We start from the raw sequence: 26,620 nt of genomic DNA, 5'->3' as shown, positions 1-26,620 counted from the left end.
ACCGGGACGAGGGCGACGAGGACGACGACGAGGAGACGGACGAGCCCCGCAACGGCGCCTCGTCCAAGAAGACCGCGCCCCGGGAGAAGCCCGCCGCCAAGACGGCGTCCCTCCCGGCCGCGAAGAAGGCCAAGAAGTAGGCTTTCCAGGGGCGTTCCAAGGCGAATTCCCGCGTTCCAGAAGGGCGGCTTCGACCGCTCGTCAACGCGGGGTGTCATCTTGGGTTGACTCAAAAATCAGTCGACGCCACACTTCCTGCGTCACATGGGCCGCTGACCCTTACTTTTTCCCGCCCTGCGGGAAGCAGGCAGGCAGCGAGCCCCTACGCAGGAGTGGCCATGTCCGCCGGCATCAACACCTACAAGACCGACCTTCGAGAGATCTTCTTCACGCTGTTCGAGCAGTTCGGCTTCGGCCAGGTGGCGGGCACGGCCCCCTATGACGCCTGGGGCCCGGACGAGGCGAAGGCGGTCCTCACGGAGACGTACCGCTTCGCGCGCGAGGTGCTGGGGCCCCTCAACTCGGTGGGTGACCGTGAGGGCTGCCGGTTGGAGAACGGCTCGGTCTTCACGCCCAAGGGCTTCAAGGACGCGTGGAACAAGCTCTACGAGCAGGGCTTCAAGACGGTGGCGGTGAGCCCCGACCACGGCGGCCAGGGCGCGCCGATGATGCTCCAGGTGACGGTGGAGGAGATCCTCTCCGGCGCCAACACCGCGTTCAACATGTACCCGGGCCTGGCCTTCGGCGCGGCGGAAGTTGTCGCGGAGTGCGGCACGCCCGAGCAGCAGAAGCAGTTCGTGGAGCGCATGCTCAACGGCACCTGGGGCGGCACCATGTGCCTCACGGAGCCGCACGCCGGCTCCGACGTGGGCGCGGCCAAGTCCACCGCGAAGCGCAACGGGGACGGCACCTACAGCATCAAGGGCACGAAGATCTTCATCTCCGGCGGCGACCATGACATGGCCGGGAACATCATCCACCTGGTGCTCGCGCGCATCGACGGCGCGCCGGCCGGCACCAAGGGCCTGTCGCTGTTCATCGTCCCCAAGCTGCGCATCAACGCGGACGGTTCCTCCGGCCAGGCCAACGACGTCACCGTGGGGTCCATCGAGCACAAGATGGGCATCAACGGCTCCGCCACCTGTGTCCTCAACTTCGGTGAGAACGACGGCTGTCTGGGCGAGCTCGTGGGCACGGTCGAGCACGTGGGCATGAGCCAGATGTTCAAGATGATGAACGGCGCGCGCATCGCCGTGGGCATCCAGGGCGTGAGCCTGGCGTCGGCCGCGTACTACAACGCGCTGGACTACGCGAAGGACCGCAAGCAGGGCTCCCACTTCACCAAGTGGAAGGACCCGTCCGCGCCGCGCGCCTCCATCATCGAGCACCCGGACGTCCGCCGCATGCTGCTGGACATCAAGGCGCACGTGGAAGGCATCCGCGCGCTGGTCATCAAGCTGGCCATGCACCTGGACAAGGCGAAGCAGCTGGCGGGCAAGGACGACGACGCGGCCACCTACCACAAGGGCCAGGTGGAGGTGCTGACGCCGCTGGTGAAGTCCTACGGCTCCGACCAGGCCTTCCGCCTCTGCGCGCAGGCCATCCAGGTGTACGGCGGCGCCGGCTACATCCAGGACTATCCGGTGGAGCAGTACACGCGCGACTCGAAGATCTTCTCCGTCTACGAGGGCACCAACCACATCCAGGCCATGGACCTGGTGGGCCGCAAGATGGGCCAGGCGGGCGGCGCGCACTTCCAGCAGTTCATGGGCGATGTCGGCAGCTTCGTGGAAGCGCACCGCGAGCACCCGGTGCTGGGCGAGGCCGTGAAGACGCTGGCCGGCGCGCAGGAAGGCCTGATGTCCAGCGCGATGGCGCTGTTCGGCTGGTCGCAGGACGCGGGCCGCTTCCCGCTCATCCCCCTGTCCGCCAACCGCTTCCTCAACATGATGTCGGAGGTCGCCGTGGGCTGGCTGCTGCTGGACGCGGCCGTCATCGCGGAGAAGGCCGCCGCCAACGTGGCCGCCGACCACCCGGACAAGGCGTTCTACGAGGGCAAGAAGTTCAGCGCCCTGTGGTACGCGCGCAACGTGCTGCCCAACGTGGAGTACGCCGCGCGCCTCATCGCCACCGAGGACACGTCCCCGATGGACATCACCGACGCGGCGTTCGGCGGCGTCTGAAGCAGAATCTGAAGTCCTGAAATGAAGAAGGCCCTCCGGCACGTGACGCGCCGGGGGGCCTTTTCCTTTTCGGGCCTGAGCCTTAGTCGCCTTCGCGCACGCCGATGGCGAGCTGCGCGAGGCCGGCCTTCTTCGCCAGCTCCATCACCTGCACCACGGTGCCGTGGGGGACGCCTTCGTCCGCCTGGACAATCACCACGGTGTCGGGGTTCTGGTTCTTCGCGTTGTCGAAGGCCTGCTTCAGCTCCGCCTCCGCGACGACGTTGCCCGCGAGCACGAAGCGTCCGTCCGCCAGCACCGCCACGGACAGGTCCGTGGTGCGCGCGGTGACGTCCGCGGCGCCGCCCTTGGGCAGGTTCACCTTGAGGCCCGCCTTCGCGCCGCCGCCCGGGCCCTGCTGGGTGATGACCGAACTGGTCACCATGAAGATGATGAGCAGCACGAGCATCACGTCCGTCAGCGGCGTGATGTTGATCTCCGCGAAGCCCGCGCCCTCCACCTCGTCATCGCCCGAGCCGGGCGTCTTTCCCATGGCCATGGTGGGCGTGTCTCCTTACGAGGCGGGCTGCGGATCCGGGCGGGACGCCGGGGGCGTGGTGCTTTCGCGCGGGGGCGGCGTGGTGTCCGGCAGCGGGCCGCCGGCCGAGCGCTCCTTGAGCACCTCCGCGAACTCGTCGCCCAACAGGCGCAGCTCCACCAGCACGCGGGACAGCCGGGCCTGGAAGTAGTTATAGAAGACCATCGCCTGCACGGCGACGAGGATGCCCACGGCGGTGGCGACGAGCGCTTCGGAGATGCCCGTCATCACGGCAGCGGAGCCGCCGGTACCGCCGGCCTCCACGTCCACGCCCAGGTCCTTGAAGGAGCGCATGATGCCGGCCACGGTGCCGAAGAGGCCCACGAAGGGCGTCGTCGAACCGATGGTGGCGAGCAGCCACAGGTTGCGCCGCAGCTTGAGCCCCACCTGGGCGCGCTCGCGCTCCACGGCGGACTCGATGCCGTTGCCACCGGAGGAGCGGGAGCGCTCCCAGCGGTCGAACCCGGCGAGGAAGATGTCGGCCGCCACGGCGTCGGAGCGCTCGGCGGCGGTGCGGGCGGCGGCCACGTCACCCCGGAGGAGGTGCTTCTGGACGATTTCGCCCAGGTTGCGGGAGCGTTCGCTCACGCCCCAGAGGGCGATGAGCCGCTCGATGGCCACGCCCAGGGCCACCACGGAGGCGCCCAGGAGGAGGGCGAGGGTGACGCCGCCCAGGCGAAGGTAATGAAGTAGATCGTTCAGGCTCATGATGGATGACCGGGCAGGCGGCCCTGGCTCACACTAGGACATATGAACCGCGCAGCCGCCGCAATCTTCCTGGCCCTCCTCTGTTCGGCCTGCCCCAAACGTCTCGAGTTCGGTCCGGAGGGCCGCATCGAGGACGCCCAGACGCTCTACCAGCACGTGCGCGAGCGGCAGGCGAAGGTGGTGACCCTGGAGGGTGACGCCAAGCTGCACGTGGACTCGCCCCAGGGCAGTGGAACGCTCTCCACGTATCTCTCCATCACCCGTCCGGCCCTCATCCACCTGGAGACGTACGACTTCTTCAACCGCCCGGTGGCCTCGCTCGTCTCCGACGGCGAACGCTTTGGCGTCTACCAGGCGGGGGAGAACACGTACCTCCAGGGCCCAGCGAGCGCGGAGAACGTGTCCCGCTTCCTTCCTGTCGTCCTGCCGAGCGAGGAGCTGGTGGCGGTGATGCTGGGGCAGGTCCCCCTCCTGCCGCCGGAGTCCATGACCCTGGAGCTGGACGAGAAGGAGCGGGTGTACGTGCTCAAGCTCCAGCGGGGGCCCGCGACGCAGACACTGCGCGTGGATCCCAAGCACCTGCGCGTGGTGAAGAGCGAGGTCCGGGGCGTGCCGGGCTACGACCTGGCGTTCGAGGACTTCCAGCAGCGGGGCGACCAGTTCTTCCCGGGCAAGGTGCACCTCATCGCCGCCACGGCGGGCACGAAGCTGGACCTGAAGTACACGGACATCCGCCTCAATGGCCGCCCGGACCTGACGCTCTACGAACTGGGCGCGCCCCAAGGGGCGAAGGTGGTGGACGTCGACGCGCGGGGCCAGGAGGTCCGCTCGGAGGGGGCGGTGTCCCAGCCGCCCCCCGCGCCGGGTTCCTGAGCTTCCAGGCGTCGAAAGGCAGCGTCCCGGCGCAAACCGGGTACTATGGCGCGCACGACATGGCACAGATCAAGCTTGGAGAACTGCTGATCAAGGCGAACGTCCTGCAGGAGAGCCAGCTCAAGGCGGCGCTCGCCGAGCAGGCCAAGTGGGGCGGGAAGCTGGGCGAGATCCTCGTCCGGATGAACCTCGTCTCCGAGGACATCCTCGTGCGCGCCTTGTCGAAGCAGCTGGGCATGCCGGCGGTGAACCTGGACTCCGTGCAGATGGTGCCGCCGCACGTGAAGGCCAAGATTCCGGCGCAGACGGCGCGCGACTTCTCTGTCGTCCCGCTGCAGCTGCGCGACGACGGCAAGACGCTGGTGGTCGCCATGTCGGACCCGCTCAACGTCCGGGTGCTGGACGAACTGCGGGCCCTGTCCAAGTGCCGCATCGTGGCCAACGTGGCCGGGCGCACCTCCGTGGCGCGGGCGTTCGCGCGCCTCTACGAGGAGACGGCGGAGCTGGAGGACGCGGACACCAACTTCAAGGTGGTGGACGCGCAGGGCCGCACCGTCGTGAAGAACCTCAAGGACCTGGACCCGGCCGCCGCCGTCGCCATGTCCCCCAAGCCCGCCGCCGCGCCGCCTCCGCGCCAGGCCCCCCCGCCGGAGGCGCCTCGCGCGGCCTCAGGCAGCCCCTCGGAGCTGCTCAAGAGCGTGGAGGATGTCCAGCGCAAGGAGGTCGCGGCGCTGAAGGCCATGGTCGAGCTGCTCATCGAGAAGGGCGTTTTCTCCCGCGAGGAATACCTCGCCAAGGTCAAGCGGTAGCCCCCGGCCATGCGCAAGAAGATTGGTGAACTCCTCGTCCAGGCCGGAGTGGTGACGGACGAGCAGGTGAAGCAGGCACTCGCGTCCGGACGGCGCGGCCAGGGCCGCAAGCTGGGTGAGGTGCTGGTGTCCATGGGCCTGTGCACGGGCCGGGACATCGCGCGGGCGCTGGCGGCGCAGCACGAGCTGCCGTTCGTGGAGATCCCCGAGTACATCCCGCATGCGGTGTCCTCGCTGGTGTCCATGGACTTCCAGACCGAGCACCGGGTGCTCCTCTTCGCTGCGGAGCAGGACGGCCGCAGCGAGAAGATCCACGTCGCGGTGGAAGACCCGGGCAACCTGATGCTCGTGGACGAGCTACGCTTCCAGTTGCGCAAGCCGCTCAAGGTGTTCGTCGTAGCGCCGGACGACCTGGAGCAGGCGCTCGCGCGCGGCCGGGGCGAGCCCCTGGACATCGTGGAGGCTGAACCGATGGACATGGACGAGGACGATTCGCCGGACATCCTGCCGCCGCCTCCGCCGCACGACGGCGACGCGTCCGCCGACGGCGCGGAGGTGCTGGAGGACATCCTGGGCTCCACGCCCCGTCCCAAGGTCCCCAAGGCCCCGCGTCCGCCGCCTCCTCCCGCCGCTGCCCGTCCTCCGCCTCCTCCGCCTCCCGCGGAGCCGGAGGACCCGAGCAAGCCGCGCGTGCCGGTGGTGCTCTTCGGCGGCGCCGCGCAGGGCGTGAAGCCGTCCGTGGCGCTCACGCCCAAGCCGGACTTCTCCGAGGAGGACCTGGCGGTGCTGGACGACATCGACCGCATCTCGCGCGGCGAGGAGGCCAGCCTGGACACGGAGAAGGTGAAGCCCGCGCGCATGGTCGCGAGCCTCATCCGCCTGCTCATCCGCAAGGGGCTCATCCAGGAGGCGGAGTTCCTGGAGGAGCTGGCCCAGAAGTGACCGGCGTCGCGCCGTCCCCCGGGGCCTCCGCCGGTGCCCCGCTCCTGGACGTGCGGGGGCTCGTCACCCAGCTGTCGCTCCCGCGCGGCACGGTGCGCGCGGTGGACGGCGTGTCCTTCTCCGTTCCTCCCGGCGGCACGCTGGGGGTGGTGGGGGAGAGCGGCTGCGGCAAGAGCCTGACGGCGCTGTCGGTGATGCGGCTGGTTCCGCAGCCGCCCGGCCGCGTGGTGGGCGGCGAGGTGCGCTTCCGGGGCAATGATTTGCTGGCCCTGCCGGAGAAGGAGATGCGGCGCGTGCGCGGCCGGCACGTGGCCATGGTCTTCCAGGAGCCCATGACGTCGCTCAACCCGGTGTTCACGGTGGGCGAGCAGATTGGCGAAGGCGTCCGGCTGCACCTGGGGGCCACCCGGGCGCAGGCGCGTGAGCGCGCGGTGGAGATGCTCCGGCAGGTGGGCATCCCGGCACCCGGCGAGCGCGTGGACGCGTACCCGCACCAGCTCTCCGGAGGCATGCGCCAGCGTGTGATGATCGCCATGGCACTCGCGTGCGACCCGGCGCTGCTCATCGCGGACGAGCCCACCACGGCGCTGGACGTCACCATCCAGGCGCAGATTTTGGAGCTGCTCAAGCGCCTGCAGGCCGAGCGGAACATGGCGGTGGTGCTCATCACCCACGACCTGGGCGTGGTGGCGGGAAACTGCGACGCGGTGGTGGTGATGTACGCGGGCCGCATCGTGGAGCAGGCCCCGGTGCGCGAGCTGTTCGCCCGGCCCGCGCACCCGTACACGGCGGGCCTGCTGCGCTCCATCCCGTCGCTGCACGACGCGGGCGCGGCGGCCGAGGGCGGGCGTCAGCGCCTGAAGGCCATTCCCGGCATGGTGCCGTCGCTCACCGCGCTGCCGTCCGGGTGCGCTTTCCGGGACCGCTGCGACCGCGCCTCGGAGCTGTGCGCCCGCGTCACGCCCGTGCTGGAGCCGAAGCGCGGAGGCCAGTCCGCCGCCTGCCATCACCCGGTGCCCGCGCCATGAGCGAACCGCTGGTCCAGGTGCGCGACCTGAAGGTGCACTTCCCGGTGAAGGGCGGCTTGTTGGGCCGCACGCGCGGCACGGTGCGCGCGGTGGACGGCGTGTCCTTCGACGTCGCCCGCGGCGAGACGCTGGGCCTGGTAGGGGAGAGCGGCTGCGGCAAGAGCACCCTGGGGCGCGCGGTGCTGCGCCTCATCGACCCGACCTCCGGCTCCATCCGCGTGGCCGGGCGCGAGCTGACCGGCCTGTCGCAGCGCGAACTGCGACCGCTGCGCCGCCAGATGCAGCTCGTCTTCCAGGATCCGTACGCGTCGCTCAACCCGCGCATGACGGTGGGGGACATCCTCGCGGAGCCCTTCGCCATCCACGGGCTCGCGAAGGGCAAGGCTCGCGAGGACGAGGTGCTGGCGCTGCTCGACGCGATGGGACTGCCCCGCGAGGCGCGCCAGCGCTACCCGCACGAGTTCTCCGGCGGCCAGCGTCAACGCATCGGCATTGCACGTGCCATCGCGTTGCGTCCGGAGCTGGTGGTGGCGGACGAGCCCATCAGCGCGCTGGACGTCTCCATCCAGGCGCAGATCGTCAACCTGCTGGTGGACCTGCAGCGCGAGCGCGGGCTCACCTACGTCTTCATCGCGCACGACCTGAAGATTGTTGAGTACGTGTCCACGCGCGTGGCGGTGATGTACCTGGGCCGCATCGTGGAGGTGGCGCCGTCCCGGTCGCTGTACGCAGGACCGCGCCATCCGTACACGCAGGCGCTGCTGTCCGCGGTGCCCGTGCCGGATCCGGAGCGTCCCCCCACGCGGCTGCTGCTGCCGGGAGAGCCGCCTTCGCCCCTGTCGCCGCCGACCGGCTGCGCGTTCCATCCGCGCTGCCCGCATGTGATGGAGCGCTGCCGGCGCGAGTCACCCCCGCTGTATCCCCTGGGTGGAGGCCACGCCGCGGCGTGCTTCCTGGCCGAAGGGGATTCGCGCAACGTGCAGGACGGGCCCGCTGTTTCCATGTCCGGAGGAGATGCCGGTGTTCTGGCTCAGCCATCATCACCCGGATGAGTACAACCGCACGTACGTGCTCGCGGGCGTGCGCGTGTGCTCGCGGTGCCTGGGCACGTACCCGGTGCTCGCGGGCGTGTTCCTCGCGCTGTTCGCGCTGAAGGCGCCGCTCCAGTGGGAGTGGGACGTGCCGGTGGTGCTGGGGCTCACGCTGCCCGCGCTCGTGGACTGGGCGGTGGGACGCTTCCGGCCCGCCTCGGGTTCCAACGCGGTGCGCACGCTGACGGGCATTCTGTTGGGAGTGGGGCTCGGCCGCTCGCTGTACGTGCATGTGCAGCGCCCACTGCCGGCGGTATTGCTCGCGCAGGCACTCCTGGTGACAGGGGTGGCGGTCCCTGTCATTCTCGCCACTTACCGGCGGCCACGGCCGGAATAGACCTTTCGCGCACGGCTGTCCGTTACAGGCCTTGGGCGGTGAAGGGGATGGCACCCGTGGCTTCATGGGCACTGGGGGAAGTTTGGCACCCGAAACCTCAGACGAGCAGCTGATGCTCGCCTTCCAGGCGGGAAACGCGCGTGCGTTCGATGCGTTGGTGCGCAAGCACCGCGCGCCGGTGTTCAACTTCATCCTGCGCTTCGTGGGGCACCGGGCGCGAGCGGAGGACGTGCTGCAGGAGACCTGGCTCAAGGTGGTCCGCAGCGCCCGGGAATACGAGCCCAAGGCCCGGTTCACGACCTGGCTGTACACCATCGCGAGGAACCTCTGCGTGGACAGCACGCGCAAAGAGAGCTACCGCCAGACGACGTCCCTGGAAGCCCCCTCGGCCGGTGCCGACGGCGACGAGGGACGTCCGTTGGGCGAGGGGCTGCCGGACGCCGGGGCCAGCCCGGAGCGCGGCGCGCACAACGCCCGCCTCCGGCCCCTGCTGGAGCGGGCCCTGTCCGCCCTGCCGGAGGAGCAGCGCGAGGTGTTCGTGCTGCGCGAGTACAGCGGCATCCCGTTCAAGGAGATCGCCGAGGTGACAGGCGTGTCCGAGAACACGGTGAAGAGCCGCATGCGCTACGCGTTGGAGGGCCTGCGCCGCCGCCTGGGTGAGCTGGGCGTGGACGGCGACCTGTCGGAGGATGGAAGGACGGTGGCGGGATGAGTGCCCAGAATGCCCACGCGCACGAGGACCGGCTCCTCGACTTCGCCTACGGCGAGCTGCCTGCGTCGGAGGCCCATGTGCTGGAGCAGCACGTCCAGGGCTGTGCGCGCTGCACGAAGGCGCTGGCGGACATCCGCGGCGTGCGCACCACCATGGCGCAGCTGTCGTCGGAGCCCGCGCCGGACGCGGGCCTGGAGTCGCTGCTCGCGTACGCGCAGCAGTCCGCGCGCCGAGCCGCCGCGGGCCCCGAGCCGAAGCCCTCGCGCTGGCGCCGCTTCCTGCTGCCCGCGGTGGGCCTGGCCACGGTGGGCACCTTCGGCCTCCTGACGTTGACGGTGAGCGAGAACCTCGACCTGGCGCCGAACCTGTCGCAGCGGGCCCCCAGTCCGACGATGGCCGCGGCGAAGCAGGAGTCGCCGCCGCGGGAGAAGCGCGCCCCGAGCGCCCTGGCCCCCGCGCCTTCGAGCGCGACCCTCGAAGTGGACGTGCCCGAGGGTGCCTCGGACGAACTGGCGGCCGCGCCCGCGCCGGACGTGATGAAGAACCAGGTGGAGGCCAAGGTGCAGCGCAAGGGCACCGCCGCGGCCCGTCCGTCCGACTGGATGAACGCGGGCAGTGGTGGCGCGCTGCTGGAGCGCCGCGCGGAACCCGAGGCTCCCAAGAAGAAGATGTCCAAGGCCGTCCGGGACGCGGACGACGAGTTCGCCGCGCTCTCGCAGGCGACGGCCGGGGTGGCCGAGCAGGAGGCGCCTCCGAAGGAAGAGCAGGCCAACGACGGCTCCCTCGCGAAGGATGAGCCCGCGGCGCGGCGCTCCTCGGGAAAGCTCAGCGACAAGGCCATGGGCGCGAAGGGCGACTCCCTGCGGCTGGGTGAAGCGGCCTATGGCCGTGGGCTCAGGACGGATGACGACCAGGGAGTGGCCGCGGGCGCGGCTCCGCCGCCTCCTGCCGTGGCCTCCGCGCCCGTGGTCCAGGCCGTGCCCATGGCCCCCGCCGCCGTGGGCTCCATCGGCGGTGCGACGCCTCCGTCCACGCCCAAGCGGGAGTCCGCCCAGGCCCAGGCCGCGAAGCCTGCCCCCGCGGAGAAGTCCGCCGCCAAGGAAGCGATGACGGCGCGCGACCTGTCCGCCCAGGCCCAGGCCGCGGCGAACCAGGGTGAGCGCGCCCGGGAGGCACAGCTGCTGCGCGCCGCGCTCGCGGCTGGAGCCAGCGGCAGCGAGCGGCTGGCCCTGCTCTCACGGCTCTGCGAGTCGGAGTCCGTCCAGGGCCGGACCCAGGAGGCCGCCGCCGTCTGCGGGCAGATCGTCACCGAGGCCCCCGGCTCCAGCGCGGCGCAGTTGGCCCAGCGCCGCCTGCGTCAGGCCTCGCCCGCCACGGCTCCGGAGTCTGAGCCGGCCAGGGCCGCCCCTTCCCAGCCCGCGCAGTAGGGGAGGGCGGCAGTCCACATGACCGATGCTTCCGGGGCCTGGGTCCTGGATAATGGGAGCATGACGTCGGACGTGCACGCTCCCCCCGTGAACAGCCCCCGGAAGTCGCCGCCGCGCTCCCCGCGCCGGGCCCGCCGTGGCCAGGCCATGGTGGAGTACTCGATGATCAACTGGGTGTTGATCGTCGGGCTCGTCGTCGGCGCCACGGTGAAGATCCGCTGGACGGACGACCGGCAGACCAACGTCATCGACCTGTTCCTCGAGGCGTACCAGATCTACTACGACTCGTTTTACTTCGTGCTGAACCTGCCGTTCCCCTGAGGGACGGAAGGCCGCAGATCAACTCACTGCGTCGAGCCGTCCTCCCCCCTGGGCGGACAGGCTCCGCGAGCTCCGGAGGTCCCGGGATTCCGCTTTGTCACGAGAGGTGGTTTTGACACCTGCTCTGGGGCATGGCTAACATCTTGCCTCGTTCGCGCCCTGGCATCGCCCCCTCGTCCAAAGCAGTCCTGCCGCCACGACGGCGCCCCACCGTTCTGGAGGACTTTGAACCATGTTGAAGGGTAAGACCCCACTCGTCGTCGCACTGGTGCTCGGTTTGCTCGCGGGCATCGTGGCCTACTCGGCCATCAAGAAGAAGGAATCCGATGTGCGCCGCGGGTGGAACCTGGTTCCCGTGGTGGTGGCGGGCCAGGACATGCCCGAGGGCTCGGTCATCACGTACGAGATGATCTCCCAGCGCTCGGTGCCGGAGCAGTTCGTCACCTCGTCGGTGGTGAAGCCGGACTCCGCCAACTACATCGTGAACCAGAAGGTGCTGGTGGCGCTGCAGGCCGGCGACCCCATCCTCTGGAGCCAGTTCGAGACGACGAAGGCCGCCGAGCGCCTGTCCACGAAGGTGCAGAAGAAGGCGCGCGCCATCACCATCGAGGCGAAGCAGACCACGTCCGTGGGCGGGTGGATTCGCCCGAACGACCACGTGGACATCATCGGCACGTTCCGCGATCCGCAGACGGACGAGAGCGTCGCGGTGACGCTGCTGCAGAACATCATCGTGGTCGCCACGGGTAAGATCACCGGCACCACGAACATCAACCTCATCCCGGAGAACCAGCGCGAGTACTCCAACGTCTCGCTGATGGTGCTGCCGGAAGAGGCGGAGATCCTGGTGCTGGCGGCGGAACTGGGCCAGCTGACGTTGTCCCTGCGCAACGAGGACGACGTGGACCTCATCGAGGAGCGTGGCCGCGCGACCATCAGCACGCTGCTCTCCGGTGAACGCACCCGTGTGCTGGAGCAGAAGCGCCGGGAGATCATCCAGATCATCAAGGGCAGTGGCGGCGGCGAGAAGGCCTCGGCCGGCTCTCCGTAGTCCTGCGCGCGGGGCCGCTTCGCTTGACGCTGAAGCGGCCCTGCCGACCCCTCCCTCATCCCCCGGGGATTCGCGCCCATGCTCGCAGGTATCGTCCTCCTTCTCGTCACCGGCTCGGTGTTCTTCTTCAGCCTGGTGATCTTCAGCGTCCTGTCGAAGGCGTATGAGCAGTACCAGGAGCGGTACGTCGCCAAGTCGATGAACGACTTGAGCGACATGTTCCTCTTCATCGACGCGCGGCAGATGTTGATCCTCAACATCGCCTGCATGTGCCTCCTGGGCATCCTCAGCTACATCGTCTTCAACCCCATCCTCGCGGTGCTCGCGACCATCTTCGGCTTCTTCCTGCCGATGCTGCTCGTGAAGCACTACCGCAAGCGCCGCATCAAGAAGTTCAACGTGCAGCTGGTGGACGCGCTGCAGGCCATGGCCAACGCGTTCAAGGCGGGCCTCACGTTCCCCCAGGCCATCGAGCACGTGGCGCGCGAAGCGATGCCGCCCCTGTCCCAGGAGTTCGGCCTCTTCGTGAAGGAAGTGAAGCTGGGCGTGCCGCTGGAAGAAGCGCTCGTCAACATGGGCAAGCGCGTGGGCAGCGACGACCTGGAGCTGGTGGTGGTGTCCACCAACATCGCGCGCCAGCTGGGCGGCAACATGGCGGAGATGTTCGAGACCATCTCCACGGTGATCCGCGAGCGCTTCCGTCTGGAAGGCAAGATCGACGCGCTGACCTCCCAGGGCAAGCTTCAAGGGTGGATCGTCGCGGCCATGCCTGCGGTGCTGGGCATGGTTCTCAACTACATGCGTCCGGACCTGATGGAGCCGATGATGAACCACATCTTCGGCTACATCCTGGTGACCATCATCGCCATCATGGAGATCATGGGCATCCTCATCATCCGGCGCATCGTCAACATCGACATCTGAAACGAGGCGCACCGTGCAGGAAGTCCTGACATTTCTGCTGATGGGCGGCTCGGCACTGCTGACCGCGGGCGCGGTGGCGTTCCTGGGCATCGGCCTGTACTCCAACCTCCTGGAGCGCTTCCTCACGGAAGTCCGCGACGAGTCCGCGGGCGGCATGAAGGGCGCGGGCTCCGTCGCCGTCCGCAAGCTGGGCTCAATGAACCGGCGCTTCATGTGGCCGGGCTACGAGTCCAAGACGCGCCGCAAGCTGATCAAGGCGGGCGAGCCGTCGCAGTACAAGCCCGAGGACATCATGGCGCTGCAGGAGATCAGCGCCTTCTTCGCGCTCCTGGCCGGCCTGTTCGTCGTCAACGGCATGGGCATGAACCTGGCCTGGTCGTTGCTGGTGATGCTGCTGGGCCTGTTCTATCCGCTCATCTGGTTGAACGATCAGGTGAAGCGCCGTCACCTGGCCATCAGCCGCGCGCTTCCGTACAACCTGGACCTGCTGACGCTGTCGGTGGAAGCGGGCATGGACTTCACGGGCGCGCTGGCGAAGGTGGTGGAGAAGGGCCGCCAGGGTCCGCTGCGTGAAGAGCTGCAGCTGGTGCTCAAGCAGCTCAAGATGGGCAAGACGCGTGAAGAGGGGCTCAAGAGCATGATCGTGCGCGTGGACCTGCCGTCGCTGACGACGTTCGTCACGGCGCTGATCCAGGCGGACAAGATGGGTACGAGCCTGGGCAAGGTGCTGCGCATCCAGTCCACGCAGATGCGCATCGACCGCACGCAGCGCGCCGAGAAGCTGGCGGGCGAGGCGCCGGTGAAGATGCTCTTCCCGCTCATCGCCTGCATCTTCCCGACAGTGTTCATGGTGCTCTTCGGGCCCATCGTGTTCCAGTTCATGTTCGGCAACGTCGGGGGCTAGTCCTCTGCCCATCCTGCTCACCATCACCCAGGGGCTCCAGGTCGGACGGGAGCTCGCCTTCGAGCAGGCCGAAGTGAAGATCGGCCGGACCTCGGAGAACGACCTGGTGCTGCATGACCACGGTGTCTCCCGGCGTCATGCCCGCATCACGGCGAGGGATGGGCGCTACTTCGCCGCGGACGTTGGCAGCGCGAACGGCACGCAGCTGAACGGCCAGCCGCTGGCCGGCGAGAAGCAGCTGCGCGACGGCGACCGCATCACCGTGGGCCCGGTGGAGTTCACCTTCGTGTGGATGCCGCCGGAGGATGACAACGACGTCACCCGGCCCATCCGGCGGGCGCTCGCGCCGCCCCACGCGAACGTGTCGCCGCAGGGCATGGGGCAGGCCTCGCTCGCGGAAATCGAAGCGGCGCCCACGAGCTACCAGCAGTCGATGCCGGCCATGGCCCGGCCTGCATCCCCGCCGCGCCCGGGAATGGCGGTGCCCGCTGCGAAGGGTGGGGCGACCCCTGCTTTGCCGGTGCCGGCCGCCACACCGAAGCGGCCCTCTGCTCCGGATCTGCCGGCGGTCAGTGCCCCCGCGCCGGTCCGGCCTCCACCGGGGCCTGTGCTCAGCGCTTCCGTGCCGGGTGCGGCGACTCCTCCCAAGCCTCCCGCCGGGCCTCCTGTGCTGGGAGCTTCCTCGCCGGCATCCGCTGCGCCTGTCCGGGCTGCATCGGGAGTTCCCGTCCTGGGGGCTTCCGCGCAGGCATCCGCTGCGCCGGCCCGGCCTGCACCGGGAGCTCCCGTCCTGGGGGCTTCCTCGCCGGGTGTGGCGACTCCGCCCAGGCCTCCTTCGGGCCCTCCTGTGCTGGGTGCCTCCGCGTCGGCTGCTTCGGGCAAGGTTCCCGCCGCGCCTCCTGTGTTGGGTCCTTCGGCGCCGGGAGCGCCCGCGCCCGCCAGGACTCCGGCAGGGCCCCCGGTGTTGGGGCCTGCCGCTTCGGGCGCGGGTGCGCCGGCCAAAACTCCCGCTGGCCCCCCGGTGCTGAGCGCTCCGGCCGCGAACAAGGCTCCGGGACCTTCCGCCTCCGTCCGCGCCTCCGGGCCGGGACTGTCAGCGGTTGGTGCCTCGGGACCAGGCCGGTCATCCGCGCTGGAGGCTGCCCCGGCCCCCTCGCACCCCACCGCGAGCGAACTTCCCGCGGCTGGAACTCCTGTCTCGACGGCGACCTCCGCGCCGGGGAAGGTCGCCGCTTCAGCTCCTGTCGAGCCCGCGGCTCCCGCCAAGCGGAACGGCGTCGCGAACCTGCCTGGTGTCGGCGCGCCCGCGCTGAACCGTCCCTCGCTGGAGCTTGGCGCCGCGCGCGCGTCCGCTGCTCCGGTGTCCCGGGGCGCCGCGGCTTCCGCGCCCGGCCTGCCGTTGATGTCGCCGCCGGGGCTCATGGCTCCGCCGCCTCCGGCTCGGCCTTCCGTCGTACCGCCTCCCGTGGACCTGGCCCCCGTGGTGCCGGATGAACCCGAGGAGCGCACGCTGATGGCGATCCCCACGGCGGACGCACCCGCCGCGGCGCTGCCTCCCGTGCTGCCGCTCCCGGAGCTGGACGAGCCCGAGGAGCGCACGCTGATGGCGATCTCCACGGTGGATTCGCTCGTGCCCGCGGCGGTGCCGCCCCCCGTGCTGTCGCTCCCGGAGCTGGACGAGCCCGAGGAGCGAACGTTGATGGCGATTCCGGCGACCCTGGAAGCGCCGCCCGTAGAAGCCGCGGCGCCGCCACAGGCGGCCTCGCCCGCGCTGCCTCCGCCGATGATGGAGGAGCCCGAGGAGCGGACCGTTCTCGACCTCCGGCCCATCACTCCGGTCAGTCCGCTCGTGGCCCCTCCGGTGCGCGTCGCGAGCGCTCCCGTCCCCGCGCCCGACTCCAGCGAGCCCTCGACCTTCGTCGGCCAGGACGAAGACCTCTTCGCGGCCCCCGAGGAGACCCGGGCCTCGGGGACCTTCACGGGCCAGGTTGCCCCCGCCCCCGTGGCGCCTCCTCCGGCCTGGAGCCCTCCCGTCCCGCCGCCTTCGCCGGAGCCGGTGACGTTCGTCGGCCGGGACCGGGCCGCGCCTGCCCCGACCCTGGACCCCGGCCCGCTGCCGGGCGAGTTCCCACTGGCCCCCGTGCCCTCCTCGGACGTGGAGGGGGACGCCATCCAGCCCGTGCCGGCCGACCTGGAGGACTCCCTTGTCCAGCCCGTGCCCAACGGCCCGGTGACGGTCGTCGCGAAGGTCGAGCCCTCGTCCGCCGCCGACAAGGCCCGTCAGCGGCGTCAGCTGGGCAAGTCACTCCAGGGCCGGTTCATCCTCTTCTGGAAGCGCCAGTCGCTGCCCAAGCGGATCGCCTTCGCGTCGCTGGCGGGCGTGGCCGTGCTGTGCGTGGTGACGCTGCTCGTGGCGCTCGCGGTCCCCACGGCCATCCGGCTCCCGGGCACCGAACCCTTCAAGCTGGGCATGGAGCCGGTGACGGACTCCTTCGGCCTGGGCGACGGCGTGCGCTGGGTCCACGCGGACGACAAGCTCTTCGACTTCCGCTTCGTGTCCCCCACGCGCGCCGTGGCGGTGCTGCACTACCAGGCCAGCAGCATCGCCCGGGACGAGGTCAACCTGTCCCTCAACGGCGTGTCCCTGGGCTGGGTGCCCCCGGACACTGCGCAGACGGCCGAGCGTGAGCTGGAGCAGATCCTCCCGCCCAGCCTCCTGCGGCGCAACGCCAACAACCAGATCCTCTTCGACAACGCCCTCAACCCGCCCGGCCGCGACCCGTGGCGCATCTGGAACCTGCGGCTGGAGATCATCCCGGTGCCGGAGGCGCCGCCGGATCAGCTGGTCGCCTCCGCCCGGGAGGCCGCGACGGCGGGGGCCCGCTTCTACGAGCTCAAGGATGTGGGCGCGGAGAACCTGTTCAAGGCGTGGCGGGAATACCGCGCCGCGTGGATCACCCTGGAAGCGCTGGACGACAAGCCGGAGCTCTACGAGGACGTCCGGGAGCGGATCGCCCAGATTTCAATGGAGCTGGACCACCGCTGCAGCCAGCTGATGATGCAGTTCCAGCGGGCGGTTCAGTTCCGCAGCCGACGGGATGCGGTCGCGACCCTGGAAGACGTACGGAGACGCTTCCCTACGGCCGAGCATCGCTGCCACAATCTCGCGCTGGAAAAAGCCTATGAGCACGAGCTTTAGGGCCCGTGCCCCCCTCAGCAGGACGCGGTGACCGCCATGTCGAACGCACCTCCCCCCGCCCGCCGACGGCCTACGTCCGGTACGCCCTCCTCCGGGAGCGGTTCGCGCGCGCCGGTCCGCCGGTCGACCTCCGGTGCCGCCGCGGCCCGCCCCGCGAAGCTCGTCGTCGTCGCCGGCCCCATGGAGGGTGAGGAGTTCGCGCTCTCCGAGCTCGAGTACACGGTCGGCCGCTCCGCCGACAACCCCATCTGCATCCAGGACACGTCCGTCTCCCGCAAGCACGTGACGCTGCGCAAGGAGTCCTCGGGCTGGATGGTCAGTGACATGGGCTCCGGCAACGGAACCATCCTCAACGGCGAGCCCATCGCCGAGGAGACACTCCTCGCCAACGGCGATGTCATCACGCTGGGCGACTCGGAGCTGCGCTACGAGGACACCGCCAACAGCACCGCGAAGGTGCAGGCCCCCACCGGCTCCCGGCCCCGTCCGTCCACGGCGGCGGGCCGAGGTCCCACGGCCGTGCCCACGCGTCCCGCCCGGGAGGGCCGCGCGCGCCCGCAGACGTCGCGCGCCGCCGCCGCCGCGGAGCTCACGCCGGAAGCGCAGCGCAAGCGCATGCGGATGAAGCTCGCGGGCGTCGCCGTGCTGGTGCTGCTCTTCGCGGGCCTGGGTGTCGCGCGCTCGCGCATGCGGCAACAGGCGGAGGAGCAGGGCCGCATCGAGGCGGAGCAGCGCGAGTACCGCGCGCAGCTGGGCGGCCTCTTCCAGGAGGCCAAGAACCTGGTGCGCGAGGGCCAGTGGGAGCAGGCCAAGGCGAAGCTGGAGGAGCTCCACACGCGGGCGTCGGACTATCCCGGCGTGGAGGACTACCTGAAGGCCGCGGAGCGGGAGATTCCCAACCAGAAGCACCTGGGCACGGCCCAGGCGGCGCTGGACAAGGGCGAGCTGGCCAGCGCGAAGGCGTCCATCGAGAAGGTGACCAGCGACACCCAGCAGTACGAGCAGCTGAAGACGGCGCGCAAGAACCTGACGGACGCCGCCGACAAGCGCACGAAGGAGGCCAAGGGGCTCCTGGACACCCGCGCGCTGGAGAACGTGCAGAAGGCCAAGGCCATCACCGACGACGTGCTCGCGACCTTCCCCGAGCACCGCGACGGCAAGCTGGTCAATGACGACGCCGTGCGCGTCATCGCGGACCTGACGCGTCCGGACCCCGTGCGCGTGGCCGCGACGCCCAAGCCGTGGGAGCCCGCGGTGGACCGCTTCCGCGACGCGGACATCACCGGGGCGGTGGCCATCCTCAACGCGTGCTCGGCCAAGACGTCCCAGTGCAAGCAGCTGATGGCGCAGATGACGGAGTTCGGCAACCTCTACAAGAAGCTGGAGGACCTGGACGCCAAGGGCCTCACCCGCCTGCTCGCGCTGGACAAGGAAATCACCGAAGGGCGCACGAGCAAGATGGCGCGCAACGCGGGCACCCGCGCGGGCAACATCTATTACAAGAGCGCCGCGGGCGCGAAGGCCGCCGGCCAGTGGTCGCGCGCCATGGAGTTCGCTCGCCGTGCCCTCCAGGCGGACCCCAGCCACACGGGCGCCGCCAACATCGTCAACGACCTCAAGGGCAAGGCGAAGGACCTGTACATGCAGGCCTACTCCATCAAGGACTCCAGCCCGGAGGACGCGCTGCCCAAGTTCCGCGACGTCGTCGCGATGACGCCGCCCGACGACGAGCTGCACGGCAAGGCCCAGGGCTGGGTCGAGAAGCTGTCGCGATGAAGAAGCGCAAGGGGCTGGAGCCGCCCCCGGCCGAAGAGCCGGGGCAGGGCGACCTGTTCGGCACGTCGCTGCTACCCCCCTTGCGTCCCGCGCCCGCGAAGGCCGCCAGCGGAGGCAAGACGCCTCCGGCTCCCCCGGCTCATTCGCCCGCGCCGGTGGCTGAAATCGCCGCGCCGCCCCCTGCCGCCGTCACTCCGCCGCCGCGCCCGGAGCGCACGGTGTTGTCGGTGGGCGAGCTCACCCGGCAGATCAAGCAGACGGTGGAGACGCGCTTCCCGCGCGTGATGGTGCGCGGTGAGGTGTCCAGCTTCCGGGGCGCCAACGCGCGCGGCCACTGGTACTTCACGCTCAAGGACGCGGACGCCTCCATCGACGCGAAGGTGTGGGCGTCCATGGCGGGGCGGATACGCTTCGCGCTGCGCGACGGCATGGAGGTGGTGGCCGAGGGCAGCGTGGACCTGTACGAGCCGCAGGGCCGCTACAGCCTCATCGTGTCCCGGCTGGAGCCGGTGGGCGAGGGCGCGCTGGCGCTCGCGTTCGAGCAGCTCAAGCAGCGGCTGGCGGCGGAGGGGCTCATCGGGGACCGGCGCGTGAGGCCGCCCCGGCCCGTGCCGTTCCTGCCCCGGCGCATCGGCGTCGTCACCAGCCGCACCGGCGCGGCGCTCCAGGACTTCCTGCGCGTGCTGCACTCGCGCAACCCCCGGCTGGGCGTGCTGCTGGCGGACGCGCGCGTGCAGGGCGAGGGCGCCGCGGAGGACGTGGCGCGGGCCATCGAGCGGCTTTCGCGCACCGACGTGGATGTCATCGTCGTGACGCGCGGCGGAGGCTCCGTGGAGGACCTCTGGACGTTCAACGAGGAGCGGGTGGCGCGCGCCATCTTCGCCTCGCCGGTGCCGGTGGTGTCCGCCATCGGCCACGAAATCGACTTCACCATTTCGGACTTCGTCGCGGACCTGCGCGCGCCCACTCCCAGCGCGGCGGCGGAGCGGCTGGCGCCGGTGCTGGCGGACCTGGAGCTGACGCTGGCCACGCAGTCCGGCCGGCTGCGCCGGGCCATGGAGCGCCGGGTGCTGGAACTGCGCGAGCGCCAGGGCCAGCTTCGCGCGCGGCTGCCGGACCCTCGCCGCGAGGTGAACCATCAGCGCCTGCACCTGTCCGAACAGGTGGAGGCGATGATGCGCGTGCTGCGCCCTCGCGCGCGCGAGCACCGGGAGACCTTGCGCGCCCTGCAGGAGCGGCTGCAGCGGGCGCGGCCCCAGACGCGGCTGTCGGAACAGCGGGCCCACCTGCTCAAGCTGGCCATGCGCCTGTCGGAAGCGGCGCGAGCGGGCGTCACCCGTCGGCGGGGCGCGCTGGCGGACGCACGGCTGGGGCTGGAGCGGCAATCCCCCACGGCGCGGGTGGCGGCCGAGCGGGCGAAGGTGGCCCAGGCGCGCTCGCGGCTTCTGGAGCTGCAGCGGGGCATGCTGGCGACCGCGCAGACGCACTTCGGACGGTTGGGGGGCCGCCTGGACGCCCTGAGCCCCTTGAAGGTGATGTCTCGCGGCTACGCGGTGACGTTCCGCCAGCGGGACGGCGTCGTGGTGCGCTCCACGGCGGACGTGGTGGTGGGGGACGTGCTGGGCATCAAGCTGGCGGCCCACGGGGCGAAAACCCTGGGCGGGTGTGAAGAAATCGAAGCCACCGTGACCAGCCTGAAAGGCCCGGTGGACTGCTAGCGGGCCACCCTCTACATTCCGCGCCCCGCTCGGGGAGGTGGATGGCCGTGGCGAAGTCGGACAAGAACCCCAAGGTGGAGCCCGCTCCGGAGCAGTACGGAGACGTGGTGTCGCGCCTGGAAGACACGGTGGCGCGGCTGGAAAGCGGCGACCTGTCGTTGGAAGAGTCGCTCAAGGCGTTCGAGGAGGGCATCCGCCTCGTCCGCCGGGGTGAGAAGCTGCTCACGGAGGCCGAGCAGCGAATCGAACAGCTGCTGGTGGACGAGGACGGCCAGGACGTGGCGGCGCCGCTGGCGGTGGCGGCCCGGCCCGCTCCGCAGGCTGCCCCCCGGGCGACCGCGCAGGCGCGTCCGCCACCGGAGGACGATGTCCCGTTCTAGGTATCAGGGGAAGGGTGGAGGCCGGGCATGTCGAAGCCGAAGATTACGATTGTCGATGACGACCGCGACACGCGCGAGCTGCTCGCCGAGGCCCTGGGGGCCGAGGGGTTCGAGGTCATGTCCGCGGCCAATGGCCTGCGGCTCGTCGCGTCGCTGGAGCTGCACCGGCCGCACGCCATCCTCCTGGACGTGAACATGTCCTGGATCAACGGCTTCGAGCTGTGTCAGGCCGTGAAGCAGAACAAGCAGTTCCGGGACATCCCCATCATCTTCATCAGCGGGCGGGGAGACCCGGAGGACAAGCGGCGAGGCATGGAGGTCGGCGCGGCCGACTACTTCGTGAAGCCGCTGGAGCTGGACGCGCTCGTCAAGCGCATCCGCGAACTCATCCCCGCCGACGTGGCGAAGGAGCCCTGACGCCGATGGCCGCTTTCAACCTGGACCCCTTCATGCGCACGCAGCATTCGCGGGTGGAGGCGCTCCTGCTCGAACGCGCGGACCGCCTGGGTCCCGCGGGCACGCCGCCCCGGCTGGCGGAGTCCATGCGCTACTCGCTGCTCGCGGGCGGCAAGCGCCTGCGCCCGGTGCTGTGCCTGGCCTTCGCGGACGCGGTGTCCAAGTCGAGCACCGACGCCGCCGTGGTGGCGGACGCGGCCTGCGCGCTGGAGTACGTGCACACCTACTCGCTGGTGCACGACGACCTGCCCTCCCTGGACAACGACGACCTGCGCCGGGGCCTGCCCACGAACCACAAGGTCTACGGCGAGCCGGTGGCGCTGCTGGCCGGGGACGGGCTGTTGACGGAGGCCTTCCACGTGCTCGCCTCGGGGCCGGAGCCGGTGCGCGGCATCCTGTGCGCGGAGCTGGCGCGCGCGGCGGGCGCGAGCGGGATGGTGGGCGGGCAGGCGCTGGACATCGCGGCGGACCGGGCCGCGGCTTTGGATTACCTCCTGCGGCTGCACCGGATGAAGACGGGCGCGCTCATCCTCGCGGCGTGCCGGATGGGCGTCCTGGCGGCCGGGGGCGACGCGGCGGCGCTCGCCAGCGCGGTGACGTACGGTGAAGCGGTGGGCCTGGCCTTCCAGATCGCCGACGACGTGCTGGACGTGACCTCCAGCGCGGAGGCCATGGGCAAGCCGGTGGGCGCGGACGCGGAGGCCGGGCGCTTCACCTTCCCGGCGGTGGTGGGGCTGGACGAGTCCCGCCGCATGGCCGACGAGCTGGTGGCCCGGGCGGAGGCGGCGGTGCGCCCGCTGGAGGGCGTGGACGGTCCGCTGGCGGCGCTGGCGCGCTACTCGGTGGAGCGGAAGTCCTGATGGCGGACGTGCTGTCCGGTGTCGCGTCTCCCGCGGATGTGCGCGCGCTCCCCGAGGACGCGCTGCCCGGCCTGTGCGAGGCGCTGCGCGAGGCCATCATCACCACGTGCGGCCGCGTGGGAGGCCACCTGGGCGCGTCGCTGGGCGCGGTCGAAGTGGTCGTGGCCCTGCACCGCGTCTTCCACACGCCGCAGGACGCGCTCCTCTTCGACGTGGGGCACCAGGCGTACGCGCACAAGCTGCTCACCGGCCGGCGCGACCGGATGCACACGCTGCGGCAGGCGGACGGCATCGCGCCGTTCCTGGATCCACGGGAGAGCCACCACGACGCGCTGGCGGCCGGTCATGCGTGCACGGCCATCTCCGCGGCGCTGGGTCTGCTTGCCGGCCGGCGGCAGCTGGGGCACTCGGGCCACGTGGTGGCGGTGGTGGGCGACGGCGCGCTCACCGGGGGCCTGAGCTTCGAAGGGCTCAACAACGCGGGGGGCAGCCCGCTGCCGCTCGTGGTGGTGCTCAACGACAACCAGATGTCCATCAGCGCGAACGTGGGCGCCATCCCGGCGCTCCTGCGCACGCGCAACGCCCGCGCCTTCTTCGAATCGCTGGGCTTCACCTACCTGGGCCCGGTGGACGGGCACGACCTGGGCGCGCTCACGCGGGCGCTGCGCGAGGCGAAGGCGTCATCGCGCCCGGTGGTGGTGCACGCGCTGACGAAGAAGGGGCGCGGCTTCCCGCCGGCGGAGGCGGACGAGCAGACGCGCGGCCACGCGATGGGGCCGTACGAGTGGCGCGACGGCAAGCTGGTGCGCTCGCGCGGGGGTCGGCCCACGTTCAGCGAGGCCTTCGCCCAGGTCTTGGGTGACGCGCTGGAGCGGGACCCGCGCGTGGTGGCCGTGACGCCCGCGATGCTGGAGGGCAGCGCGCTCACCGGCTTGAAGGCGCGCTTCCCGGACCGCGTGCACGACGTGGGCATCGCGGAGCAGCACGCGGTGACGTTCTGCGCGGGGCTGGCCGCGGCGGGCGCGAAGCCGGTCTGCGTCATCTACTCCACCTTCCTCCAGCGCGCGTACGACCAGGTGGTCCACGACGTGTGCCTGCCGGGGCTGCCCGTCGTCTTCGCGGTGGACCGGGCGGGGCTCGTGGGCGCGGACGGCGCCACGCACCAGGGCGCCTACGACGTGTCCTTCCTCCGGCCGCTGCCGGGTCTCACGCAGTGGGCGCCGGTGGTGGGAGAGGACCTGGGGCCCATGCTCGCCACCGCGCTCCAGGCCTCTGGGCCCTCCGTGCTGCGCTTCCCGCGCGGCACGCTGCCGGACCTGCCGCCGGAGTTGGCACGGGACGGGACTGAGGCGCACGACGCGCGCGCTGGCGCGGAGGGGGGCAAGAGTTCCACGGCCTCGCGGCTGACACCGGCCGCGCTCCCCATGCCGGGCGCCCGCTGGCTGAAGCGTGTGCCCGGCTCACGGCTGACCTTGGTGACACTCGGACCTCTGGGTCTGTCCGCGCTGGAGGCCGTGCGGAGCGAGCCGGACTGGAGCGCGCTGGACGCGCGCCGGGCGTGGCCCTTGGATGAAGCCGCGCTCCTGGAGGCCGCTGCGGGCGGGCACGTGGTGGTGGCGGAGGAGGGCACCGTCCGGGGCGGCCTGGGCAGCGCGGTGCTGGAGCTGTACGCCGCGTCGGGCGTGTCTCCCCGGGTGACGCTGCTGGGCATGCCGGACGTCTTCCTGCCGCACGGGGACGCGCGGGTGCAGCGCACACAGCTGGGACTGGATGCGGCGGGCCTGCTGCGCGCGGGCCGTGCGCTGCTGGGAGAGGAGAACCGGTGAAGCCGAAGAAGGAACGCCTGGACGTGCTGGTGGTGGAGCGCGGGCTCGCCGAGTCGCGCACCAAGGCCCAGGCGCTCATCCTCGCTGGCCAGGTGGTGGTGGCGGACCAGCGCGTGGACAAGCCCGGCTCCCTCGTGCCGGTGGAGGCCGAGCTGCGCCTCAAGGGCGAGGTGATGCCGTACGTGTCACGCGGCGGCCTCAAGCTGAAGGGGGCCATGGACCGCTTTGGCCTGGACGTGACGGGCCGCGTGGGCGCGGACATCGGCGCAAGCACGGGCGGCTTCACCGACTGCCTGCTCCAGCACGGCGCGGTGCGGGTGCACGCCATCGACGTGGGCTACGGCCAACTGCACGAGAAGCTGCGCGTGGATCCGCGCGTGCGCTCCCGCGAGCGGGTCAACGCGCGCTACCTCACGGACGAGGACCTGCCGGAGAAGGTGGGCGTGGTCGTCATCGACGTGAGCTTCATCTCGCTCACCCAGGTGCTGCCGTCGGTGCTGCCGTTCCTCTCACCGGGTGGGCTGCTCATCGCCCTGGTGAAGCCCCAGTTCGAGGTGGGCCCTGAGCGCGTGGGCAAGGGCGGCGTGGTGCGCGACCCGGCAGCGCGGCAGGACGCCATCGACACCGTGACGGCCTTCGTGCGCGAGCACGGGCTCAGCGTGCGCGGGTTGATGGACTCGCCCGTGCCCGGGCCCGCCGGCAACGTGGAAGCGCTCCTCGTCGCCGACAGGCCCTGAGGCCCGCCGTCACGGCTTGACGGCGCGGTATTCAGGCAGCGTGAGGGCCTGGACCAGGTTGTTGCCCACGCGCATCCACAGCCGCCCGCTGTCATCCACGGAGCAGGACAGGCTGCTGGAGACCTCGTAGCGGAACAGCTCGCCCTGTTCGGCGGAGTCCACCGCGACAATTTCCTGGGGCAGGGCGCCCGCCACGTTCGGGCCGGTGAGCAGGTAGAACTCCGCGCTCGTCGGCTGGCCCAGCTGCACCTGGAGGATGCGCAGCTGCCCGGATGCGTCCACGGACGTGCCGCCCTTGTTCATGACGAGGCCGCTCGTCGAGTTCAGGAACCACACGCGCTGGTCGCCAATGGCCGCCACCTTCGAGCCGCCATTGAACGGCAGCAGGAAGCGGATGGGCACCGGGAAGGTGGTGCTGGACCACCGGTACGCGTTGCCCTCGCAGCCCGCGGCCTCCGTGGAGCAGGCCTCGATGCGAGACTGGTTGTTGTTGAAGTCGAAGGACATGAAGAGCGTGGAACCATCCACGCTGAACGACGCGGGCGGCGGCGCGCTGATGAGGCCGTTGTACTGGTAGATGATGCGCGTGCTCACCGGCTGGAGGTCCTGGCTCGTGGCGTTCGCGTCCAGGGTGGCGACCTCGATCTGCAAGGCGGGCCCGCCGCCACCCGCGGTGTTCGGATAGGCCACCAGCACCTGCTGGCCCTTCTCCTTGGGCGGGGTGATGGGCTGCAGCGGCGCGTTCTCGAACATCCACTGGAAGGAGCCGCCGGACGACGTGTGCTTGAGGCGCGACACCGTGTACAGGTCGTTCACCAGCGCGTCGCCGTTGGCCATCACCGACAGCTGCTGCAGCTTGTACGTGGCCGCGGTGCGGCCGGAGGTGGCGAAGTTGGAGTCCACCGCCACGGCGCCCGAGCCCGGCGTCCACACCCACCGCTTGCCGCTCGTCGGGTTGATGCTGGTGATGACCGTCGAGGAGCTGCACGGGATGCCCAGCTCCACCGAGTTGCGCACCACGCCCGCCGAGTCCACGCGGAAGAGCGTGCCGGAGCCCGTGGTGGGGTTGCCGCACCCGATGAAGGCGACGTTGGTGCCGCTGCCCTCGGCGATGAAGAAGTCCGTCACCACCTGGCCGTTGGGGTCTGGATCCTTGATGACCTTCGTCACCGGCAGGAACGTGGCCGCCTGCGGCTGGGACGAGTTCGTCCGGCCGTCGGAGCACGTCGCCCGCGCGTTGAGCGACAGGCTCACGGCGAGGCCGCGGGTGTACTTGATTTCATTCGAGGCCAGCTCGAAGTCCATGGACCCGCTGGTGTAGGGCACGGTCTTCAGGAACGTGTCCTTGTCGTAGATGTCCACCCGCGACACGGCGTCACACCCGGACACGATGACCCGCACCGTCAGCGACGGGGCCGCCGTGTTGGGCTGCGGCACGGTGAGGGTCACCGTCGGCGGGTCCGGAGTGGGAGCCGGCTTCTCACCACCACAGGCGGCGAACACGGAAGCGCAGAAGGTCAGCGAGGCCAGGAAGGCCCGCGGCGCGAACGGGCGCGAAGGGACGGAGTGCATGGTTTCGCACTCTACCGCGCTCCCCCGGGAAGCGGGCGGGGCCACGTCCCTACGGCGCCCATCCCACGCAACCCTGATCGCGAGAGCCCTGAAAACCTCCGCCGGCGCCTGCCCGCCCACCCTGCCTCCGGCCGGACGGCGAGGGTGGTGCCGGAAGAAAGTGACAGTATGGCTGTTTTCGTGGGATTCCACCGCTACAAGGGATGGGC

Annotated in this window: 24 protein-coding genes; 21 read left to right on the top strand and 3 right to left on the bottom strand. The window is 70.7% G+C overall.

Translation table 11 applies throughout. From position 1 onward, the window contains the following. Positions 1 to 338: 338 nt before the first annotated feature. Positions 339 to 2,183 (top strand): acyl-CoA dehydrogenase, encoded by a 1,845-nt coding sequence (locus D7Y15_RS07090; RefSeq protein ID WP_120581455.1) that lies wholly within the window; start codon positions 339 to 341, stop codon positions 2,181 to 2,183. Between the two features lie 82 nt (positions 2,184 to 2,265). Here the strand turns inward: D7Y15_RS07090 and D7Y15_RS07085 are convergent, their stop codons facing one another. Both D7Y15_RS07085 and D7Y15_RS07080 read right to left on the bottom strand, forming a co-directional pair. Next, entirely contained in the window at positions 2,266 to 2,721 is a 456-nt protein-coding gene (locus D7Y15_RS07085) for a biopolymer transporter ExbD (protein WP_120565608.1), read from the bottom strand. Positions 2,722 to 2,736: 15 nt separating this feature from the next. After that, on the bottom strand, positions 2,737 to 3,468 hold the full coding sequence (locus D7Y15_RS07080) for a MotA/TolQ/ExbB proton channel family protein (protein ID WP_121752076.1): 732 nt from the start codon (positions 3,466 to 3,468) through the stop codon (positions 2,737 to 2,739). 42 nt (positions 3,469 to 3,510) lie between these two features. On the opposite strand from D7Y15_RS07080, the gene D7Y15_RS07075 reads away from it, so the two are divergent. The 20 genes from D7Y15_RS07075 to D7Y15_RS06980 all read left to right on the top strand — a co-directional run bounded on the left by D7Y15_RS07075 (position 3,511) and on the right by D7Y15_RS06980 (position 24,839). Then, on the top strand, positions 3,511 to 4,341 hold the full coding sequence (locus D7Y15_RS07075) for a DUF4292 domain-containing protein (RefSeq protein WP_120581457.1): 831 nt from the start codon (positions 3,511 to 3,513) through the stop codon (positions 4,339 to 4,341). Between the two features lie 59 nt (positions 4,342 to 4,400). Further along, positions 4,401 to 5,150: a general secretion pathway protein GspE gene (locus D7Y15_RS07070; protein ID WP_121752075.1), complete on the top strand. Its 750-nt coding sequence runs from the start codon at positions 4,401 to 4,403 to the stop codon at positions 5,148 to 5,150. Between the two features lie 9 nt (positions 5,151 to 5,159). Beyond that, the gene (locus D7Y15_RS07065; RefSeq protein WP_121752074.1) at positions 5,160 to 6,092 is read left to right on the top strand and encodes a general secretion pathway protein GspE; all 933 of its coding nucleotides are present in this window, start codon (positions 5,160 to 5,162) and stop codon (positions 6,090 to 6,092) included. Then, complete coding sequence (locus tag D7Y15_RS07060) at positions 6,089 to 7,120, top strand: ABC transporter ATP-binding protein (protein ID WP_121752073.1); 1,032 nt, start codon at positions 6,089 to 6,091, stop codon at positions 7,118 to 7,120. Before D7Y15_RS07065 ends, D7Y15_RS07060 begins: the two co-directional genes overlap by 4 nt. Then, positions 7,117 to 8,172, top strand: a complete 1,056-nt coding sequence (locus D7Y15_RS07055; protein WP_120580966.1) for an ABC transporter ATP-binding protein — start codon at positions 7,117 to 7,119, stop codon at positions 8,170 to 8,172. The genes D7Y15_RS07060 and D7Y15_RS07055 overlap by 4 nt, the downstream gene beginning before the upstream one ends. Further along, positions 8,141 to 8,548: a DUF2085 domain-containing protein gene (locus tag D7Y15_RS07050; RefSeq protein ID WP_120580968.1), complete on the top strand. Its 408-nt coding sequence runs from the start codon at positions 8,141 to 8,143 to the stop codon at positions 8,546 to 8,548. Before D7Y15_RS07055 ends, D7Y15_RS07050 begins: the two co-directional genes overlap by 32 nt. A 64-nt stretch (positions 8,549 to 8,612) precedes the next feature. Beyond that, positions 8,613 to 9,260 carry an RNA polymerase sigma factor gene (locus D7Y15_RS07045; RefSeq protein WP_120565707.1) on the top strand — a complete coding sequence of 216 codons (648 nt, stop codon included), beginning with the start codon at positions 8,613 to 8,615 and terminating at the stop codon, positions 9,258 to 9,260. Next, positions 9,257 to 10,687, top strand: coding sequence for an anti-sigma factor (locus tag D7Y15_RS07040; RefSeq protein ID WP_121752072.1), 1,431 nt, complete (start codon positions 9,257 to 9,259; stop codon positions 10,685 to 10,687). Before D7Y15_RS07045 ends, D7Y15_RS07040 begins: the two co-directional genes overlap by 4 nt. Positions 10,688 to 10,747: 60 nt before the next feature. After that, entirely contained in the window at positions 10,748 to 11,008 is a 261-nt protein-coding gene (locus D7Y15_RS07035; RefSeq protein WP_120580964.1) for a hypothetical protein, read from the top strand. A gap of 232 nt (positions 11,009 to 11,240) precedes the next feature. Continuing rightward, the gene (cpaB, locus tag D7Y15_RS07030) at positions 11,241 to 12,059 is read left to right on the top strand and encodes a Flp pilus assembly protein CpaB (protein WP_120565598.1); all 819 of its coding nucleotides are present in this window, start codon (positions 11,241 to 11,243) and stop codon (positions 12,057 to 12,059) included. 78 nt (positions 12,060 to 12,137) lie between these two features. After that, entirely contained in the window at positions 12,138 to 12,983 is an 846-nt protein-coding gene (locus tag D7Y15_RS07025; RefSeq protein ID WP_120580963.1) for a type II secretion system F family protein, read from the top strand. Positions 12,984 to 12,996: 13 nt separating this feature from the next. Next, the gene (locus D7Y15_RS07020) at positions 12,997 to 13,887 is read left to right on the top strand and encodes a type II secretion system F family protein (RefSeq protein ID WP_120580962.1); all 891 of its coding nucleotides are present in this window, start codon (positions 12,997 to 12,999) and stop codon (positions 13,885 to 13,887) included. Between the two features lie 4 nt (positions 13,888 to 13,891). Then, positions 13,892 to 17,086 carry an FHA domain-containing protein gene (locus D7Y15_RS45605; protein WP_368667318.1) on the top strand — a complete coding sequence of 1,065 codons (3,195 nt, stop codon included), beginning with the start codon at positions 13,892 to 13,894 and terminating at the stop codon, positions 17,084 to 17,086. Between the two features lie 36 nt (positions 17,087 to 17,122). Beyond that, positions 17,123 to 18,862, top strand: a complete 1,740-nt coding sequence (locus D7Y15_RS07010; protein ID WP_167547947.1) for an FHA domain-containing protein — start codon at positions 17,123 to 17,125, stop codon at positions 18,860 to 18,862. Continuing rightward, positions 18,859 to 20,580: an exodeoxyribonuclease VII large subunit gene (gene xseA / locus D7Y15_RS07005; protein ID WP_120579811.1), complete on the top strand. Its 1,722-nt coding sequence runs from the start codon at positions 18,859 to 18,861 to the stop codon at positions 20,578 to 20,580. Before D7Y15_RS07010 ends, xseA begins: the two co-directional genes overlap by 4 nt. Positions 20,581 to 20,621: 41 nt before the next feature. Then, complete coding sequence (gene xseB / locus D7Y15_RS07000; protein WP_120579810.1) at positions 20,622 to 20,960, top strand: exodeoxyribonuclease VII small subunit; 339 nt, start codon at positions 20,622 to 20,624, stop codon at positions 20,958 to 20,960. 27 nt (positions 20,961 to 20,987) lie between these two features. Then, the gene (locus D7Y15_RS06995) at positions 20,988 to 21,377 is read left to right on the top strand and encodes a PleD family two-component system response regulator (RefSeq protein ID WP_014397650.1); all 390 of its coding nucleotides are present in this window, start codon (positions 20,988 to 20,990) and stop codon (positions 21,375 to 21,377) included. Positions 21,378 to 21,382: 5 nt separating this feature from the next. Continuing rightward, positions 21,383 to 22,276 carry a polyprenyl synthetase family protein gene (locus tag D7Y15_RS06990; RefSeq protein ID WP_120579809.1) on the top strand — a complete coding sequence of 298 codons (894 nt, stop codon included), beginning with the start codon at positions 21,383 to 21,385 and terminating at the stop codon, positions 22,274 to 22,276. Next, complete coding sequence (locus D7Y15_RS06985) at positions 22,276 to 24,102, top strand: 1-deoxy-D-xylulose-5-phosphate synthase (RefSeq protein ID WP_120579808.1); 1,827 nt, start codon at positions 22,276 to 22,278, stop codon at positions 24,100 to 24,102. Before D7Y15_RS06990 ends, D7Y15_RS06985 begins: the two co-directional genes overlap by 1 nt. Further along, positions 24,099 to 24,839, top strand: coding sequence for a TlyA family RNA methyltransferase (locus D7Y15_RS06980; RefSeq protein ID WP_120579807.1), 741 nt, complete (start codon positions 24,099 to 24,101; stop codon positions 24,837 to 24,839). Before D7Y15_RS06985 ends, D7Y15_RS06980 begins: the two co-directional genes overlap by 4 nt. Positions 24,840 to 24,848: 9 nt before the next feature. Here the strand turns inward: D7Y15_RS06980 and D7Y15_RS06975 are convergent, their stop codons facing one another. Next, positions 24,849 to 26,411, bottom strand: coding sequence for a hypothetical protein (locus D7Y15_RS06975; protein WP_121752071.1), 1,563 nt, complete (start codon positions 26,409 to 26,411; stop codon positions 24,849 to 24,851). Between the last annotated feature and the right edge of the window lie 209 nt (positions 26,412 to 26,620).

This window comes from Corallococcus sp. AB030 (assembly GCF_003668965.1).
GTDB classification, from domain to species: domain Bacteria; phylum Myxococcota; class Myxococcia; order Myxococcales; family Myxococcaceae; genus Corallococcus; species Corallococcus exiguus.
The sequence above is the reverse complement of the archived record's forward strand: the minus strand, read 5'-3'. Positions and strand labels throughout refer to the sequence as shown.

Excerpts from the sequence above, each read along its gene's own strand:
- D7Y15_RS07040 (WP_121752072.1), top strand. The coding sequence starts at position 9,257 with ATGAGTGCCCAGAATGCCCACGCGCACGAGGACCGGCTCCTCGACTTC.
- cpaB (WP_120565598.1), top strand. The coding sequence starts at position 11,241 with ATGTTGAAGGGTAAGACCCCACTCGTCGTCGCACTGGTGCTCGGTTTG.
- D7Y15_RS07090 (WP_120581455.1), top strand. The coding sequence starts at position 339 with ATGTCCGCCGGCATCAACACCTACAAGACCGACCTTCGAGAGATCTTC.
- D7Y15_RS06990 (WP_120579809.1), top strand. The coding sequence starts at position 21,383 with ATGGCCGCTTTCAACCTGGACCCCTTCATGCGCACGCAGCATTCGCGG.
- D7Y15_RS07085 (WP_120565608.1), bottom strand. The coding sequence starts at position 2,721 with ATGGCCATGGGAAAGACGCCCGGCTCGGGCGATGACGAGGTGGAGGGC.
- D7Y15_RS06975 (WP_121752071.1), bottom strand. The coding sequence starts at position 26,411 with ATGCACTCCGTCCCTTCGCGCCCGTTCGCGCCGCGGGCCTTCCTGGCC.
- D7Y15_RS07075 (WP_120581457.1), top strand. The coding sequence starts at position 3,511 with ATGAACCGCGCAGCCGCCGCAATCTTCCTGGCCCTCCTCTGTTCGGCC.
- D7Y15_RS07045 (WP_120565707.1), top strand. The coding sequence starts at position 8,613 with ATGGGCACTGGGGGAAGTTTGGCACCCGAAACCTCAGACGAGCAGCTG.
- D7Y15_RS07035 (WP_120580964.1), top strand. The coding sequence starts at position 10,748 with ATGACGTCGGACGTGCACGCTCCCCCCGTGAACAGCCCCCGGAAGTCG.
- D7Y15_RS07025 (WP_120580963.1), top strand. The coding sequence starts at position 12,138 with ATGCTCGCAGGTATCGTCCTCCTTCTCGTCACCGGCTCGGTGTTCTTC.
- D7Y15_RS06985 (WP_120579808.1), top strand. The coding sequence starts at position 22,276 with ATGGCGGACGTGCTGTCCGGTGTCGCGTCTCCCGCGGATGTGCGCGCG.
- D7Y15_RS07070 (WP_121752075.1), top strand. The coding sequence starts at position 4,401 with ATGGCACAGATCAAGCTTGGAGAACTGCTGATCAAGGCGAACGTCCTG.
- xseB (WP_120579810.1), top strand. The coding sequence starts at position 20,622 with ATGGCCGTGGCGAAGTCGGACAAGAACCCCAAGGTGGAGCCCGCTCCG.
- D7Y15_RS07055 (WP_120580966.1), top strand. The coding sequence starts at position 7,117 with ATGAGCGAACCGCTGGTCCAGGTGCGCGACCTGAAGGTGCACTTCCCG.
- D7Y15_RS07010 (WP_167547947.1), top strand. The coding sequence starts at position 17,123 with ATGTCGAACGCACCTCCCCCCGCCCGCCGACGGCCTACGTCCGGTACG.
- D7Y15_RS06995 (WP_014397650.1), top strand. The coding sequence starts at position 20,988 with ATGTCGAAGCCGAAGATTACGATTGTCGATGACGACCGCGACACGCGC.
- D7Y15_RS07065 (WP_121752074.1), top strand. The coding sequence starts at position 5,160 with ATGCGCAAGAAGATTGGTGAACTCCTCGTCCAGGCCGGAGTGGTGACG.
- D7Y15_RS07080 (WP_121752076.1), bottom strand. The coding sequence starts at position 3,468 with ATGAGCCTGAACGATCTACTTCATTACCTTCGCCTGGGCGGCGTCACC.
- xseA (WP_120579811.1), top strand. The coding sequence starts at position 18,859 with ATGAAGAAGCGCAAGGGGCTGGAGCCGCCCCCGGCCGAAGAGCCGGGG.